Below are 15,303 nucleotides of genomic sequence, written 5' to 3'. Positions count from 1 at the left end.
ATCGATGGCTTCATGGCCCAGACCGGCGATCCGCGCGGTGACGGGACAGGCGGCTCGACGCTTCCCAATGTCAAAGCCGAGTTCAGCGACAGCGAGACCTTCTGGCGCGGCGCGGTCGGCATGGCCCGGTCGCAGTCGCCCGACAGCGCGAACAGCCAGTTTTTCATATGCCTTGCTGACTCGGATTTTCTCGACGGCAAATACACGCTGTTCGGCCGCGTCATCGAGGGCATGGAATTTGTAGATCGCATCGCCAAAGGCGAACCGCCCGCAAATCCGGACAAGATCGTTCGGATGCAGGTCGCTGCCGATGCCGACAAAAAGAATTGAGGAAGACATGAGCGATCTTGAAAACACACTCTATATGGATATCCCGCATGGCTGGGTCGTGATCGAGCTTCGGCCCGATCTTGCGCCCAAGCATGTGGCGCGCATCAAGGAACTGGCGCGTGAAGGCTTCTACGACGGCGTCGCGTTTCACCGCGTGATCGACGGCTTCATGGCGCAGGGCGGCGATCCGACCGGCACAGGTTCGGGCGGCTCGGGCAAGAAGCTCGCGCAGGAATTTTCGGCTGAGCCGCATGTCCGCGGCATCTGCTCGATGGCGCGTACCCACGACCCGAACAGCGCTGACTGCCAGTTCTTCATCGTCTTCGACGACGCCCGCTTCCTCGACAAGCAATACACGGTCTGGGGCAAGGTCACGTCCGGCATGGAATTCGTCGACAAGCTGAAGCGCGGCGAGCCCGTGCGCGAGCCTGACCGCATCAAGTCGATGCGCGTCGCCGCCGACGTCAAGGAATGAAAGCGCGGGGGCCGAAAGGCCCCCGGTGCATATTTGATGCGTGTCGATGACTTCGATTTTGAACTTCCCGAAGAGTTGATCGCGCTGCGGCCCGCGCGGCCGCGCGATGCTGCGCGCATGCTCGTCATCGGCCCGGAGCATGGCGCGCTTGCCGATCGCGGCGTTCGCGACCTGCCGGACTATCTGCGCGAGGGCGACCTTCTCGTCTTCAACGATACGCGCGTGATACCTGCGCGCCTCTTCGGCACACGGACGCGCGGAGAGGCCGAGGCGAAAATCGAGGCCCTGCTGCACAAGCGCGAGGGCGGCGACGCCTGGCACGCCTTCCTGCGTCCCGCAAAGCGGCTGAAGCCCGGCGAACGCATCGACTTCGCGCATGGCCTCACAGCTATCGTGGAAGAGCGCGGCGAGGGCGGCGAAGCCTTGCTGCGTTTTTCAGCAAGCGGCGCAGCGCTTGACGAAGCCATCGCGCGGGCAGGCGAGATGCCGCTGCCGCCCTATATCGCACGCAAGCGCCCGGCCGATGAGGCCGACCTTGCAGACTACCAGACGCTTTTCGCGGATGAGTTAGGCGCCGTCGCAGCCCCGACCGCCGGCCTCCACTTCACGCCGGAGCTACTCGCATCCGTCGAGGCCAGAGGCGTCGAAACCGTGCGCCTCACGCTTCATGTCGGCGCGGGCACGTTTCTGCCGGTTGCGGTCGAGGACACGGAAGCCCATAAGATGCATGCCGAATGGGGCGAGATCTCGCCCGAGGAAGCGCAGGCAATCAACGCAGCCAAGGCGCGCGGCGGACGCATCATACCCGTCGGCACGACCTCGATGCGGCTGCTCGAAACAGCGGCGGACGATAGCGGGATCGTGCATCCCTTTCGCGGCGACACCGATATTTTCATAACGCCTGGAACGCGCATCCGGGCCGTGGACATGCTGATGACGAATTTCCATCTGCCGCGCTCGACGCTTTTCATGCTGGTCTCGGCGCTGCGCGATACCGATGAAATGAAGCGCGCCTATGCGCATGCCATCGCGGCGCGTTATCGCTTCTATTCCTATGGCGACACGAGCCTCATCTATCGCAGCGGTGCCGTATGAGCTCGTTCAGCTTTGAATTGAAAGCAACAGACGGGGCGGCACGCACGGGCGCAGTCCACACACCGCGCGGCGACATCCGCACACCCGCTTTCATGCCGGTGGGCACCGCCGCGACCGTGAAGGCGCTCTACATGGATCAGGTGCGCGAGGCGGGCGCCGATGTGATCCTCGGCAACACATACCATCTGATGTTGCGCCCCGGCGCGGAAGAGATCGCCGCGCTCGGCGGGCTCCATAAATTTGCAAACTGGCCCCATCCGATTCTCACCGACAGCGGTGGCTTTCAGGTCATGTCGCTGACGAGCCTGCGCAAGATGACGGAGGAGGGCGTCACCTTCTCATCCCATCTCGACGGCTCGCGCCATCTGCTCACGCCCGAACGCAGCATAGAAATTCAATGCCTGCTCGGCTCCGACATCCAGATGCAGCTCGATGAATGCACGCCTTTCCCGGCAACGGAGGAAGAAGCGCGCGTGTCGATGGAGCTTTCGCTGCGCTGGGCGCGTCGCTCGCGCGATGCATTCGAAACGCAGCCGCATCGCACAGAAGGCCAGGCGCTCTTCGGCATCGTGCAAGGCAGCGTTTACCCTGAGCTGCGCGCGCGCTCGATTGCGGGACTGACGGAGATCGGCTTCGAAGGCTATTCGATCGGCGGCCTTGCCGTCGGTGAAGGCCAGTCGGAAATGCTTCGCGTGCTGGACGCAACAACGCCGCTTATGCCGAAGGATCGCCCACGCTATCTGATGGGCGTCGGCACGCCAGACGATCTCGTTGAGAGCGTGCGTCGCGGCGTCGATATGTTCGACTGCGTTATGCCGACGCGCAATGGCCGCCACGGGCTCGCCTTCACGCGGAAGGGCAAGGTCAACCTGCGCAATGCGCGTCACGCGAAAGATCCGCGCCCGCTTGACGAGACAAGCTCATGCCCGGCGGCGCGCGACTATAGCCGCGCCTATCTGCACCACCTCATCAAATCCGGCGAGATGTTGGGTTCCATGCTCGTGAGCTGGATCAACATCGCTTATTATCAGGAACTGATGGCCGGGATGCGCGCTGCCATTGCCGAGGGCAAATTTGACGCCTTTGTTGAAAAGTTTAAGGCAGAACAGGCGGCTGGAGACATTTCTCCGGTGTAAGTCAGTTGACCCGGGCGGCACGCGCCGTTAGGTTCCCGCCAATTCTTGTCGAGGGTCCGTAGCTCAGCTGGTAGAGCACTCGACTTTTAATCGAGTTGTCCCGGGTTCGAGCCCCGGCGGACCCACCACTTCCTTTCCCTGCAAAATCCATCGCCGGAAGATGACGCCAGCAAGCGCCGCATAGACAAGCGGGCCAACTGGCCAGGCGATGAGCGGGAAGGCGAGGGGTAACAAGAATGCCGCGCCGAGGCCGAGCTTCTCCGAAAGTTCGAGCGGCATTCTCAAGCCGTCTCGCATCAGAAAAATGACCGGCACCGTTACGAGCGGAAAATCATAGATGCAGCTATAGGGCGAGACGATGAGGACTGCGGCGGACAGAGACGCCGCCTTGATCTCATAGGACGCCTTGCTTCTCCAAAGCGCCAGAACGGCTGCTGTGACGGGTGCGGCGATCAGGCTATGCACGAGCCACGCGATGCTCGCATCGAGCCCCAGCATGCGCACAAGGCCATAGACGCTCTGCATCTTGAACCAGGGCAGTGCGCCGCTCGCCAGCAGGTTGTCATTCGCGCTGGTCATGCCGCCGACAAAGGCCACAAAGACATTCCAGCCAAAGGCCGCACCGCTCAAGGCGAGCAGCGCAAGAAGCGTGATAGCCGCGCTGGCAAAGACGCGCCAGCGTCCAGTGACGATCAGGGCGAGAGGAATGAGCACGCCAAATTGCGGCTTGAAGGCGAGCATGCCGAAAAGCATTCCGGCGAGCAAAGGGCGGCGGTCGAGCAGGGCAAGTGCGCCACCCAACAGGCCCGCACTCAGCAGCCCGTTTTGTCCGACGCAAATGCACCAGAGCACGGCGGGCGCAGCGAGCGCGAGAAGCACCGCCTCGCGGCGCGGCAGGATGGCCCATATCGCGGCGAGATAAATGCCGAGCGTTGTGACGATCCAGAGCGCTGCTGCAATCGCATAGGGAAAAAGGCCGAGCGGCGCGACAGCGAGAAAAAACAGGGGCGGGTAGAAGAAGGGAAATTTCGTATCCGCGAGCGTGTCGCCGAAATTATGTGTAAGCGCCGCTATGAGTTTCGCGCCGTCATAGGCGTCTGCGGCAAGGCCCTCCAATGCAAGGTGGCCCGCCGCCCAGAATGCGGTGAAATCTGCCGGAACCGGAATGCCATCAAGGCCGACGAGCCAGATGCCGCTGACGGCGGCCTGAGCGAGCAGCCATGCGTGAGCCAGCAGCAACCCGAGGCTCGCAGCGACAAGCAGCGACCAGTTATTGATTTCAAATTTCAGCGGCGGAATTTTGGGGGTCGCTCGGAACATCACTCACCGGATGTCTGCTTCGTTCCCTGGACCCTAGGGCGCACATGGTAAGGAACAGGTAAAGATGTTCCGGGTGCGGTCGTAAAACGCAACGGCGGGTCTTTCGACCCGCCGCCGTATCATTCATCAGCTCTCAGGCGGCACAATCTTCAGCACCTTGAGCGTGCGCACGTCGCCGTGACGCGAACTCCAGGTGAAGCTTTGTCCTTCCCTGAGGCCGAGCATCGCAACGCCGACCGGCGAGGCGATCGAAACACAACCGCCATTGGCGACGTGATCGGCCGGGTAGACCAGCTTCAGGCGATCGACACGCCCGCTTTCGCCCATCGTGATTTCAGCCGTCGAATTCATCGTGACGACATCGGTCGAAATCCGGCGCAGCGGCATGAGGCGCGCCCGCGTCAGTTCTTCGTCCAGAAAACGCGCGATCTCCGGCAAGGCGTCGAGAAGGCTGTCCGCAATATCGGACAACGGCTCGAGATCTTCCTCGGCGATAACGATAGGCGGCCGGTGATCGACCGACGCGGTTTCAATTGATTTGCTCATATTACGCAGCCTCCGGTCCGTCATCATCCGGGGACGAGGATCGCCGCCGGGCCTCTGCTTCAGGCTGGAACTCGACCGCCGCAAGGGTGATCGCAAGGCTTCCGCCATCCGCTATTGCAACTTCAAATGTTTCGCCGGCGCGCCGGCCGAGAAGAGAAAGCCCGACGGGCGTGACAACGCTGATAAACTGACCCGTCGGCCGCGCTATTTCCGGCAGCGCGAGCGTGCGACGTTCAACTTTGTTACCGTCGATGCTGTAATGAACAACGCTTCCGATCGTGGCGACATCAACGGGCATTTCATCGCCATTGATGACGTTGCCGGCGGCAAGCTTACTCAGAAGACGGTCGCGCATCGGTCCCGTCTCTTCATAGGCCATGATCTCAAGGCGAGCGAAATCTGTCGACGACATGACAATCGTATTCGGCGCATGCGGGGCGCCACTGTCTACTGCAGACATTGGAAAACCTCATCAATGCGGCGGGCTCAGGCCGACCGGTTGATCGAAATAAAAATGGAATAGGTGAAAATCCCCGAGCCCCGTCCGAGCATAGGTCTGCCGGGCCCGGGGCTAGTGTCCTGCGAGCAAAGTGCCGGGCGTATAAAACTGCGGTGCGTGGGATGTGCGCATAATGAACCGATGCTACCCTGCGCCTGCCTTTTGTCAACTAAGGCAGAAGAAAGGCCCGGAACATCAAGTATTTAGGAAATCAAGCCTTTTCAGGTACTTCGTGAAAACGGTCTGACTTGGGATCGTAAACCGAGAGGATTCCTGTCGCGATACCATAAAACCAGCCATGCAGGCGCAAACGCCCATCGGCTTCACGTTCACGGATAAACGGAAACGTACGCAGCATGTCGAGCGAGGCCACGACGGCGCGCATTTCCATCATGCGAAGCATGTCGTCACGCTCGAGATGCGCGTGGGTCTTCTTCACATCGTCGGCGACGCCTTGCGCAAGCGACATCCAGCTTGAAACGAAGTCGCCTTTGGCGCGGTGGCCTAGGCCATTCTCATAAAGCGCCTCGATGCCGCCGCAACGCGCATGACCCATGACGATAAGATCGTCGATGTTGAGGCCCGTGATACCGAATTCGATCGCCGCGCTGGTACCGTGAAAATGCGGGTCCGGTTCGTAGGGCGGGACGAGATTGGCGACGTTGCGGATCACGAAGAGTGCGCCTGGGTCGGTCGAGAACACCATGGCCGGATCGGTGCGGCTGTCGCAACACGCGATGACCAGGGCTTTCGGCTTCTGGCTTTGCTCGCCCAGCAAGCGATAGCGTTCGACGTTTTGTTTATACGTACCGGCACGGAAGGCCCTGTAGCCTTCGATCAGACTTTCTATAGCCACTCTATGTCACCGAATGTTTAGGCCGCGCGGGGCGACAGTCGTGAGGGATAGAACCAGCGCGAAGCATGACTGATTGGCCCCGCTGCATAGTTCAGCGGATCGAAAGGTACCCAATTTTTCTTGTCTTCTGCAAGCCGATCTGCGACGGCGAGGAGCACAAGCGGATTGACGCCCATCCCGCAATGGGAGCAGACAATCTCGATATTTTCACGTGCTGCCTTGTGTTGATTTTTCAAATAACGCTGCGGAATCCTGGTCGTCGCGGCGGACGCAACACCATCGTAAAGGCTGTAGATCGAGACCAGCGGGACGCCCGCCGGGGGCTCAGAAATATTTAGATTGAGCTCGTGAACTTCGCGCAAAAGGTCCTCGACGGCGCGTCCGGTATAGAGCGCCATGACTCGCGCCACCATCACGTTGACGTTTTTGGGCGCTTCGCCGAAATGAGCCGGGCTGCCGAGCGTGATCACGCGATCGACGTGCTCAGGAAACCGCCGAGCCAATTCGCGCGCAAAGACGCCGCCAAGGCTCTGCCCCACCAATGCGACCGGACGCTCATGGCGCTCAGCCATTTCCTTGATGCGTTCGCCAAGGACGGCGGAGAGATTTTCCATATGCGCCATGTCGCGAATGCCGCGATTGACGCCAAGCCCCCAGGACTGGGCGATATAGCCATTGGCGTTCAGAAATTGATTGAGAGGCTGAAGGGAAACCTCCGGACCCGTGAAGCCGGGCAGGGTCATGACGGGCGTCTTGCCGTCTCCCTTGCGCGCAAGCATTCGAAGCAGCGGCTCGCTGACAACCTTGGCGGTGAATTCCGCACCTGCCCATATAACGTCGCCCTGAAGGCGCAGTAGATCGAGTCCGGCTTGAAACGGCATGCTACCCCACCAAATCCCGCGATGCGGGCCCCCATTTGTCAGCCAGGACCCGAGCGACTCGGTCTCCGCTGAGCGTTGGTCTTGAGTCTGCCTGATTTTAAATCACTAACACCAACAAAAACCGACGAATCGGTATCGGCGTCGTGGAATTACGGAGAGGTTGAAGCCCGTTCGCCTGGTCAGACGTCGCTCGCATGGCTTTGGTTCCGGCAAAACGCACCAAATGCTTGCGATGTTCGGCACATTGGCCAGCTGATACCTGCTGGTCAGGCGACGGCAGTGGTGATGAACTATCGGCCTGTCGGCAATTAGAGCGCAAATACATGCTTGCCGCTCCTTCGCCAGCTCGCCTGATACCTCGTTGAACGAGAATTTCACAGACAGTTCAACGTGAGGCATTTTCGCCCTTGCAAAGCGCGGGGGGCAGGGATAAATCACACGGAAAGACGGGGTTTGAATTTTAAACCCATTTTTCTTGTGTTGTATTCAGGCGATGGGCGCTGAAGCGCCGTGTCGTCGTGGAAAGGCCGTCATGGACCGTCTGGACCAGCTCGAAAGCCAGAGCATTTACATTTTCCGCGAAGCCTTCAACCGCATCGAGAATATCGCGATGCTGTGGTCGCTTGGCAAAGATTCCAACGTGATGATCTGGCTCGCGCGGAAAGCTTTTTTCGGGCATGTGCCGTTTCCCGTCATGCATGTGGATACGGAAAAAAAATTCCCCGAGATGTACGAGTTCCGCGACCGCTATGCGAAGGAGTGGGGCCTCAACTTCATCCGTGAGCTCTGCCCGCCGATCGAAGCAACCGACGAGTCGCTGCCGCCTGCTGCTCGCTCTGCGGCGCGCAAGACCGAAGGCCTGAAGCTCGCCATCAGGAAGCATGGCTTCAATGCGCTCTTCGCCGGCATTCGCCGCGACGAGGAAGCGACGCGCGCCAAGGAACGCGTATTCAGCCCACGCGGCCTTGCCGGTCAGTGGGACTTCAAGGATCAGCCGCCGGAATTCTGGGACCAGTACAAGACCGATTTCCCGCCGGGAACGCATATCCGCGTGCATCCGTTGCTGCATTGGACCGAGATCGATATCTGGCTCTATACCCAGCGCGAACAGATCCCGACGATCCCGCTCTACTTCTCGCATAACGGCAAGCGCTACCGCTCGCTCGGCGACAAGGACATCACCAATCCGGTGGTGAGCCAGGCGTCGAATATTGATGAAATTATTGCAGAACTGCGCACCACCAAAGTCTCTGAACGCTCTGGTCGCGCAATGGATCACGAGTCCGAGGACGCGTTCGAGCGCCTTCGTGCCGACGGCTACCTGTAAGGGAACGACGATGACTGAAGCCAAAGCAAAGCTCGCCGCCGTGTCCCCGATTGCCGCCGTTAAACCCATGCGCGATCTGATGCGCATTGTGATCGTCGGTCACGTCGATCACGGAAAATCGACGCTGGTCGGCCGCCTGTTCCACGACACCGGCTCGCTGCCGGATGGAAAATACGAAGCGATCAAGGCCATCTCCGAAAAGCGCGGCGTGACTTTCGAATGGGCGTTCCTCATGGACGCGCTGCAAGCCGAGCGCGACCAGGGCATTACCATCGACACGAGCCAGATCTGGTTCAAGACGGATGCGCGCGACTACACGATCATTGACGCGCCCGGCCACAAGGAATTCCTGAAGAACATGATCACCGGTGCGGCGCAATCCGACGCCGCTCTGCTCATCATCGACGCCGCAGAAGGCGTGAAGGAACAATCCAAGCGCCACGGCTATTTGTTGCATCTGATGGGCGTCCGCCAGGTCGCTGTCGCGGTCAACAAGATGGACCTTGCCGGCTACGACCAGAAGAAATTCGAGGATATCGAACGTGAGTATCGCGACTATCTGACGTCGATCGGCGTGACGCCGACCTTCGTCATTCCTGTCTCGGCGCGCGAGGGTGACAATATCGTCACGCCATCGGCGAATATGAGCTGGTACAAGGGACCGACGGTCGTCAAGGCGCTGGACAGCTTTGTGCCGAGCACGCCCGCCGTCGAAAGCGCACTGCGCTTCCCGGTGCAGGACGTCTACAAGTTCGATCAGCGACGCATCATCGCCGGGCGCATCGAAGCTGGCCGCATTGCGGTCGGCGACGAAATCATCTTTTCGCCGTCGAACAAGACCGCGCGTGTGCAGACGATCGAAGCCTGGTCAACGATTCCCGGTGCGAAGCAGCCGCAATCGAGCGAGGCCGGATATTCGGTCGGCATCACGCTTGACGAACAGATATTCGTCGAGCGCGGCGAGGTCATCAGCCACACGGCACAGGCACCTGTCGAAACCGACGTCTTCCGCGCCCGTATCTTCTGGCTCGGGCATGAGCCGATGACGCTCGGCAAGAGCTACAAGCTGAAGCTCGGCACGCTTGAGGCGCCGGTGACGGTGCAATCGATCGAGCGCATCATCGACACGTCCGATCTGTCCAATTCGTCGGCCCCTCAGGTCGAGCGCAACCAGGTGGCCGAGGTTATTCTGCGCTCGCGCCGCATGCTCGCACTCGATGCCTTTACGGACTTCCCGAGTACGGGCCGTTTCGTACTTGTCGAAAAATACGACATTGCCGGTGGCGGCATCATCTCGATGCAGGGCTATGCCGACCAGCGCGATCTGATCACGTCGCGTGGCACGAATATCACGCGTGTCGCAGACGGCATCACCGAAGAAGCGCGCGCCTTCCGCAACGGCCACAAGGGCGGTGTGCTCTGGTTCACGGGCCTGTCGGGAGCAGGAAAATCGACGCTGGCCATGGCGCTCGAGAAGCGCCTCTTCGAAAAGGGCTACAACGTCTATGTGCTCGACGGGGACAATGTCCGCCATGGCCTGAACGCCAATCTGAGCTTCACGCCGGAGGACCGCGCGGAAAACATCCGCCGCGTCGGCGAGGTCGCAGCGCTGTTCGAGCGGGCGGGCATGATCACCATTACGGCCTTTATTTCTCCGTATCGGTCCGATCGAGACCGTGCGCGGGAGGCCTCCAGCGGCGGTTTCCACGAAATCTACGTCAAAGCTGACGTTGCGACATGCGAAGGTCGTGACCCGAAGGGCCTCTATGCCAAGGCAAGAGCGGGCGAGATCAAGGACTTCACGGGCATTTCAGCGCCTTACGAAGCGCCCGAGAAGCCCGAACTGGTCATCGACACAGCATCGACCGAGGTCGAGGAATGCCTGGCTGAGCTTGTCAGTTATGTCGAGGCAAAGTTCCGGGTATAAGATTCGCGTCTGACAACGCGTAATCTTGGAGCTTTGATATGAGTGTTCTCGTCACCGGCGGCGCCGGTTATATCGGCAGCCATATGGTGATCGATCTCCTGAACGCCGGAGAGGATGTCGTCGTCATCGACAACCTCTCCACCGGCTTCGATTGGGCGGTCCAGGTTCCAGAAAAGCTCTTTGTCGGCGACATTGCCGACGAGGCGCTGGTTGACAGAATAATCCGTGAGCAGAATGTCGAGGCGGTGATCCACTTTGCCGGCTCGATCATCGTGCCGGAATCCGTCGCCGATCCGCTGAAATATTATTCCAACAATACCGCCAAATCGCGAACTCTGATCGAGCGCTGCGTCAGGGGCAGCGTGAAGCATTTCATCTTCTCGTCGACCGCTGCCGTTTACGGCATGCCGGATGCCGCATCCGTCAACGAGGACGCGCCACTCAATCCTATGTCTCCTTATGGCCGCTCGAAGCTCATGACCGAATGGATGCTGCGAGACGTCGCCGCTGCCCACGATATGAGTTTTGCGGCGCTGCGCTATTTCAATGTTGCGGGCGGCGACCCGAAGGGTCGGGTGGGGCAGTCGACGGCAAATGCGACTCACCTGATCAAGGTCGCCTGCCAGACTGCACTTGGAATGCGCGACCACATCGATGTTTATGGCGAGGATTACCCCACGGCTGACGGTACCTGCATCCGCGACTATATTCATGTAAGTGACCTGGCGGCAGCGCATACCGCAGCGCTCAATTATCTGCGTGGCGGCGGCGAAAGCATCATCGCCAATTGTGGTTATGGTCACGGATTTTCGGTGCGCGAAGTACTGCAAGCCGTGGAGCGCGCTGCCGGGCAACCTTTTGAAATCAGAAGCGCGCCTCGTCGGCCGGGCGATCCTGCTTCAGTCGTTTCCGACCCCGGTCGCCTCAAAGCGACGTTTGGCTGGGTCCCGAATTATGACGATCTGGACATTATTGTCAGCCACGCGCTGGCCTGGGAAACGCGATTGCGCGAACGAAATCGTTAGAGCAGAGTTGCCGATTATCCCCATGTCTAGTTAATTTCATGAGACGGGATATTCAAATCGGTTAGACTGCTTGCAAGATGAACATTCAAAGATTCCGCACGCAGATTATATTTGTTTTTGACTTGATGCTGGCGATGGCCTCATTGCCGCTGGCTATAATCTTGCGACTCGGATGGCCGGGATTCGTTTTTCGGCTCGAACTTGTCGTCGAAATGACGGCCCTCTTTACCTTTGTCGCAGTTTTCGTGCTGCTGGCAGCCCGACTGCACCGCATCGCCTGGCGCTTTATTTCGGCAAATGATGCCTTGCTGATTGCCAGCACCAGCCTCGCGACAAACCTGATATTTCTCACTTTGATGTTTTTCTGGGCGCGTCTTGAAGGAGTTCCCCGGGCGGCCGTCCTGATAAACGCCTTTCTGCTGACGGCATTATTGATTGGCTCGCGGCTGCTCTTTCGGCTTTGGCATGAGCGTGCGCCCACCAACCATGCGGACGGCAGCAGGTCCACTCCTGTGCTTCTTGTCGGTGCAACGGATGAGGCGGAGGCTTTCATTCTGACCAGTACCCGGGATCGTCGTGCGCCATTCCGCGTCGTTGGCGTGATCGACTCCGGAACGCGCCCCGTCGGAACGCTCATTCGAGGCGTATCGGTGATTGGCCAACTCAAAGACCTCGACAAGGCGATACTCTCGCTGTCGCAGCGGGGGCAGCGGCCAGAGAATATTATCATTGCCGATTCTCGCCTGAGGGGGCGCCCGCTTCACGACATTGTCGACATCGCAAACGCGCAATCGATAAAGCTGAACCGATTGCCCGCAATGGCCGAGTTGCAGGGGCCGGCGCGGAATATGCAAATCAGGCCGGTGGATGTCGAAGACCTGCTGCGTCGCGAGGAAGCGGCACTTGACCATATTGCGATGATGCAGCTCGTCGGAGGCAAGCGTGTATTGGTGACCGGCGCAGGCGGCAGCATTGGCTCGGAGCTGGTGCGCCAGATTGCAGCGCTCGGGCCCGAACACATAACGCTGGCGGAAATTTCGGAATACAATCTCTATGAGATCGATCGTGAAATGGAGGCACATTTCCCGTCTGTTTCACGATCCACGTTGCTTCTTGACGTTCGCGACGCGTCGCGTATCGGATATGTTTTCAAGCGCGAGCTTCCCGATCTCGTCTTCCATACCGCCGCATTGAAGCATGTGCCTCTTCTCGAGGGGCAGCCTGTGCAGGCCATATTAACCAATGTATTGGGAACGCGCCATATCGCCGATGCATGCCTCCGCCACAACATCGAGGCGATGGTACTGATTTCAACTGACAAGGCTGCGCACCCGGTTAACGTCATGGGCGCGTCGAAACGAATTGCCGAGAGCTATTGTCAGTCGCTCGACATCGACGAAAGCAAACGTGGCAAAACGCGATTTATGACCGTCCGGTTCGGCAATGTGCTCGGATCTGCAGGGTCCGTAGTGCCGCTCTTTGAAAAACAACTCGCAGCCGGCGGGCCGTTGACCGTCACACATCCGGATATGACGCGCTACTTCATGACGATCCGTGAAGCTGTGGAGCTTGTGCTGCAAGCTGCGACGCTTCAGGAGAATGAGGTGGGACGAGGACGGATTGTCGTTCTTGATATGGGCGAGCCGGTCAATATCCTCAATATGGCCCGTCAGATGATCAAGCTCGCGGGCCTGCAGCTTGACCGTGACATCAATATTGTTTTCACAGGCCTGAGACCCGGCGAAAAGCTCACCGAAACTCTTTTTCAGGACGATGAAGAAGTCATCGGAACGAGCTACAAAGACTTGATGATTGCACAGCCAAAAGTGGCCGATCATGCATTTGTCTGCCGCATTGTCGATCAGCTTGTCGGGGCGGCTCTTCGCCATGACAACGAGGCTGTGATCAAGCTGATGGAAGTCGCAGTTGCCGACTTTGCAACGAACCATGCGAGACTTCCGACCGAACCCTCCAAAATCGTCACTTCTGCGGCGCAACACAGTGAAATATAAGTTTATTTTACTGTAAATCGTTACTTGTGCCACTTTCGCCATCACTTGGCCGCCATCAGCGGCTCTAGTTTGGCTGAGTATTGCCAACTCGCTCGCAGAATTGAACATACCGCATGACGCAAAGCCCGATCACCGCGATCATCCTCGCCGCTGGTAAAAGCACGCGGATGAAATCGTCCCTGCCCAAAGCACTGCACACCATCGCCGGACGACCAATGCTTGGCCATGTGCTGACATCTGCTTCAGGTCTGGGTGATGCGCAATTTGTGCTCGTGGTCGGCCCTAGCATGGATCCTGTCGTCGCATATGCACGCAGCCTCGTGCCCGCTCTTTCCGTCGCGATACAGGAAAACCAGCGGGGCACGGGCGATGCCGTGAAGGCGTCGCTTCCGCACGTAAAATCCAAAGCAGGCGTTGCGCTCATCATTTTTGGCGATACGCCGCTTGTCCGGACCGAAACACTGGCTGAGATGACCGCCGCTTGCAGCACTGAAACGCCCGTTGTGGTCCTCGGTTTCGAAGCCGAAAACCCGGCACAGTATGGCAGGCTCATTCTCGATGCGAACGATGCGCTTCAGCGCATCGTCGAACAAAAAGATGCGAATACGGATGAACGCCGCGTCACGCTTTGCAACGGCGGCGCCATGGCGATACGCGTCGAGCACCTTGCGAGCCTTCTCGGCGCGCTGCGCGATGCAAACAAGGCCGGAGAGTTCTATCTGACCGATGTCGTGGAGCATGCTCGTGCTGGCGGACTCGCATGTGCTGTCGTGCGTGCGCCGGAAGCCGACATTCAGGGCGTGAACAGCCGCGCCGATCTCGCGGCAGTCGAGGCGGAAATGCAGCGCCGTTTGCGCCGTCGCGCGATGGAGCAGGGCGTCACTCTGTCCGATCCGGATACGATCTACCTCTCCGCCGACACGATCATTGGACAAGATGTGACTATCGGCCAGAATGTCGTGATCGGCCCCGGCGTTGAAATTGCGTCCGGCGTTACGATCAAACCCTTTTGCCACATCGAGGGCGGAAAGATCGCGCAAGGCGCGCAGATCGGTCCCTTTGCGCGCATTCGCCCGGGTTCCGATATCGGCCGCGACGCGCATATCGGGAATTTCGTCGAGACCAAGAAGGCGACGATAGAGGAGGGCGCGAAAATCAATCACCTCTCCTATATCGGTGACGCACGAGTCGGCGCGCGCGCGAATATCGGCGCGGGCACGATTACCTGCAACTACGATGGATTCAACAAGCACTTCACGGACATCGGCGCGGGCGCTTTCATCGGCTCCAATTCGTCCCTCGTTGCGCCGGTGAAAATCGGCGACGGCGCCTATACAGGCTCGGGCAGCGTCATTACGAAGGATGTCGCGCCCGATGCGCTGGCCGTTGAGCGCAGCAAACAATTTGAGAAGCCGGGCTGGGCGGCGGCGTTCCGCGCCCGGCACACGGGCCACAAAAAGGCAGGCGAATAATGTGCGGCATAGTCGGCGTCCTCGGTACAAAGCCAGCGGCGCCAATCATTCTGGAAGCGCTGCGAAGGCTCGAATATCGCGGCTATGATTCCGCAGGCATTGCGACACTCTCTGACGGCCAGATCGAACGTCGCCGCGCAGAGGGTAAACTCGTCAATCTTGAAGTGTCGCTGCATTCATTGCCGCTCGATGGCACAATGGGAATTGGCCACACGCGCTGGGCAACGCATGGCGCACCGACGGCGGCCAATGCACATCCGCACGCAACCCAACGCGTCGCGATCGTGCATAACGGCATCATCGAGAATTTCCGCGAGTTGCGCGAAAAGCTGATTGCGTCGGGCGCCAGGTTTGAATCCGAAACGGATTCAGAAGCCATCGCCCATCTCGTCTCCCATTATC

The 15,303-nt window shown here is 59.4% G+C and carries 13 protein-coding genes, 1 tRNA gene and 2 pseudogenes; 11 read left to right on the top strand and 5 right to left on the bottom strand.

Annotated features, from left to right (window positions below):
* The 5 genes from WA943_RS00275 to WA943_RS00255 form a co-directional block, all read left to right on the top strand.
* A partial coding sequence (locus tag WA943_RS00275; protein ID WP_424467509.1) for a peptidylprolyl isomerase occupies positions 1 to 330 on the top strand: 330 nt, incomplete at its 5' end.
* A gap of 7 nt (positions 331 to 337) precedes the next feature.
* The gene (locus WA943_RS00270; protein ID WP_424467507.1) at positions 338 to 805 is read left to right on the top strand and encodes a peptidylprolyl isomerase; all 468 of its coding nucleotides are present in this window, start codon (positions 338 to 340) and stop codon (positions 803 to 805) included.
* A gap of 36 nt (positions 806 to 841) precedes the next feature.
* Entirely contained in the window at positions 842 to 1,900 is a 1,059-nt protein-coding gene (queA, locus tag WA943_RS00265) for a tRNA preQ1(34) S-adenosylmethionine ribosyltransferase-isomerase QueA (RefSeq protein WP_424467505.1), read from the top strand.
* On the top strand, positions 1,897 to 3,036 hold the full coding sequence (tgt, locus tag WA943_RS00260; protein ID WP_424467503.1) for a tRNA guanosine(34) transglycosylase Tgt: 1,140 nt from the start codon (positions 1,897 to 1,899) through the stop codon (positions 3,034 to 3,036). The genes queA and tgt overlap by 4 nt, the downstream gene beginning before the upstream one ends.
* A gap of 52 nt (positions 3,037 to 3,088) precedes the next feature.
* Positions 3,089 to 3,164 (top strand) — tRNA-Lys (locus WA943_RS00255).
* A 280-nt stretch (positions 3,165 to 3,444) separates the two neighbouring features.
* Here the strand turns inward: WA943_RS00255 and WA943_RS00250 are convergent.
* The 5 genes and pseudogenes from WA943_RS00250 to WA943_RS00230 all read right to left on the bottom strand — a co-directional run.
* Positions 3,445 to 4,356 (bottom strand): annotated as a pseudogene (locus tag WA943_RS00250) (glycosyltransferase family 87 protein); the annotation flags it as partial.
* A gap of 126 nt (positions 4,357 to 4,482) precedes the next feature.
* On the bottom strand, positions 4,483 to 4,902 hold the full coding sequence (rnk, locus tag WA943_RS00245) for a nucleoside diphosphate kinase regulator (protein ID WP_424467501.1): 420 nt from the start codon (positions 4,900 to 4,902) through the stop codon (positions 4,483 to 4,485).
* A 1-nt stretch (position 4,903) separates the two neighbouring features.
* A complete protein-coding gene (locus WA943_RS00240) occupies positions 4,904 to 5,281 on the bottom strand; it encodes a GreA/GreB family elongation factor (RefSeq protein WP_424467499.1) in 378 nt (125 codons plus the stop codon).
* Between the two features lie 331 nt (positions 5,282 to 5,612).
* On the bottom strand, positions 5,613 to 6,257 hold the full coding sequence (locus tag WA943_RS00235) for a carbonic anhydrase (protein WP_424467497.1): 645 nt from the start codon (positions 6,255 to 6,257) through the stop codon (positions 5,613 to 5,615).
* A 17-nt stretch (positions 6,258 to 6,274) separates the two neighbouring features.
* Positions 6,275 to 7,138: an esterase/lipase family protein gene (locus WA943_RS00230; protein ID WP_424467495.1), complete on the bottom strand. Its 864-nt coding sequence runs from the start codon at positions 7,136 to 7,138 to the stop codon at positions 6,275 to 6,277.
* Positions 7,139 to 7,670: 532 nt separating this feature from the next.
* On the opposite strand from WA943_RS00230, the gene cysD reads away from it, so the two are divergent.
* From cysD to WA943_RS00200, 6 genes and pseudogenes are all read left to right on the top strand, one after another.
* The gene (gene cysD / locus WA943_RS00225) at positions 7,671 to 8,465 is read left to right on the top strand and encodes a sulfate adenylyltransferase subunit CysD (protein ID WP_424467493.1); all 795 of its coding nucleotides are present in this window, start codon (positions 7,671 to 7,673) and stop codon (positions 8,463 to 8,465) included.
* Between the two features lie 10 nt (positions 8,466 to 8,475).
* On the top strand, positions 8,476 to 10,392 hold the full coding sequence (gene cysC, locus WA943_RS00220; protein WP_424467491.1) for an adenylyl-sulfate kinase: 1,917 nt from the start codon (positions 8,476 to 8,478) through the stop codon (positions 10,390 to 10,392).
* Between the two features lie 38 nt (positions 10,393 to 10,430).
* On the top strand, positions 10,431 to 11,417 hold the full coding sequence (gene galE, locus WA943_RS00215) for a UDP-glucose 4-epimerase GalE (protein WP_424467489.1): 987 nt from the start codon (positions 10,431 to 10,433) through the stop codon (positions 11,415 to 11,417).
* Between the two features lie 77 nt (positions 11,418 to 11,494).
* The gene (locus WA943_RS00210; protein WP_424467487.1) at positions 11,495 to 13,429 is read left to right on the top strand and encodes a polysaccharide biosynthesis protein; all 1,935 of its coding nucleotides are present in this window, start codon (positions 11,495 to 11,497) and stop codon (positions 13,427 to 13,429) included.
* A 113-nt stretch (positions 13,430 to 13,542) separates the two neighbouring features.
* On the top strand, positions 13,543 to 14,901 hold the full coding sequence (glmU, locus tag WA943_RS00205) for a bifunctional UDP-N-acetylglucosamine diphosphorylase/glucosamine-1-phosphate N-acetyltransferase GlmU (RefSeq protein WP_424467485.1): 1,359 nt from the start codon (positions 13,543 to 13,545) through the stop codon (positions 14,899 to 14,901).
* A pseudogene (locus WA943_RS00200) lies at positions 14,901 to 15,303 on the top strand (glutamine--fructose-6-phosphate transaminase (isomerizing)); the annotation flags it as partial. The gene glmU and the pseudogene WA943_RS00200, both read left to right, overlap by 1 nt.

It is taken from the genome of Parvibaculum sp., from assembly GCF_049651025.1.
GTDB lineage: Bacteria > Pseudomonadota > Alphaproteobacteria > Parvibaculales > Parvibaculaceae > Parvibaculum.
The sequence above is the reverse complement of the archived record's forward strand: the minus strand, read 5'-3'. Positions and strand labels throughout refer to the sequence as shown.

What these genes read in the sequence shown, in the direction of transcription:
- WA943_RS00240 (WP_424467499.1), bottom strand. Translation starts at nt 5,281, where the DNA reads ATGGCCTATGAAGAGACGGGACCGATGCGCGACCGTCTTCTGAGTAAG.
- tgt (WP_424467503.1), top strand. Translation starts at nt 1,897, where the DNA reads ATGAGCTCGTTCAGCTTTGAATTGAAAGCAACAGACGGGGCGGCACGC.
- glmU (WP_424467485.1), top strand. Translation starts at nt 13,543, where the DNA reads ATGACGCAAAGCCCGATCACCGCGATCATCCTCGCCGCTGGTAAAAGC.
- galE (WP_424467489.1), top strand. Translation starts at nt 10,431, where the DNA reads ATGAGTGTTCTCGTCACCGGCGGCGCCGGTTATATCGGCAGCCATATG.
- WA943_RS00270 (WP_424467507.1), top strand. Translation starts at nt 338, where the DNA reads ATGAGCGATCTTGAAAACACACTCTATATGGATATCCCGCATGGCTGG.
- rnk (WP_424467501.1), bottom strand. Translation starts at nt 4,902, where the DNA reads ATGAGCAAATCAATTGAAACCGCGTCGGTCGATCACCGGCCGCCTATC.
- WA943_RS00210 (WP_424467487.1), top strand. Translation starts at nt 11,495, where the DNA reads ATGAACATTCAAAGATTCCGCACGCAGATTATATTTGTTTTTGACTTG.
- WA943_RS00230 (WP_424467495.1), bottom strand. Translation starts at nt 7,138, where the DNA reads ATGCCGTTTCAAGCCGGACTCGATCTACTGCGCCTTCAGGGCGACGTT.
- queA (WP_424467505.1), top strand. Translation starts at nt 842, where the DNA reads ATGCGTGTCGATGACTTCGATTTTGAACTTCCCGAAGAGTTGATCGCG.
- cysC (WP_424467491.1), top strand. Translation starts at nt 8,476, where the DNA reads ATGACTGAAGCCAAAGCAAAGCTCGCCGCCGTGTCCCCGATTGCCGCC.
- cysD (WP_424467493.1), top strand. Translation starts at nt 7,671, where the DNA reads ATGGACCGTCTGGACCAGCTCGAAAGCCAGAGCATTTACATTTTCCGC.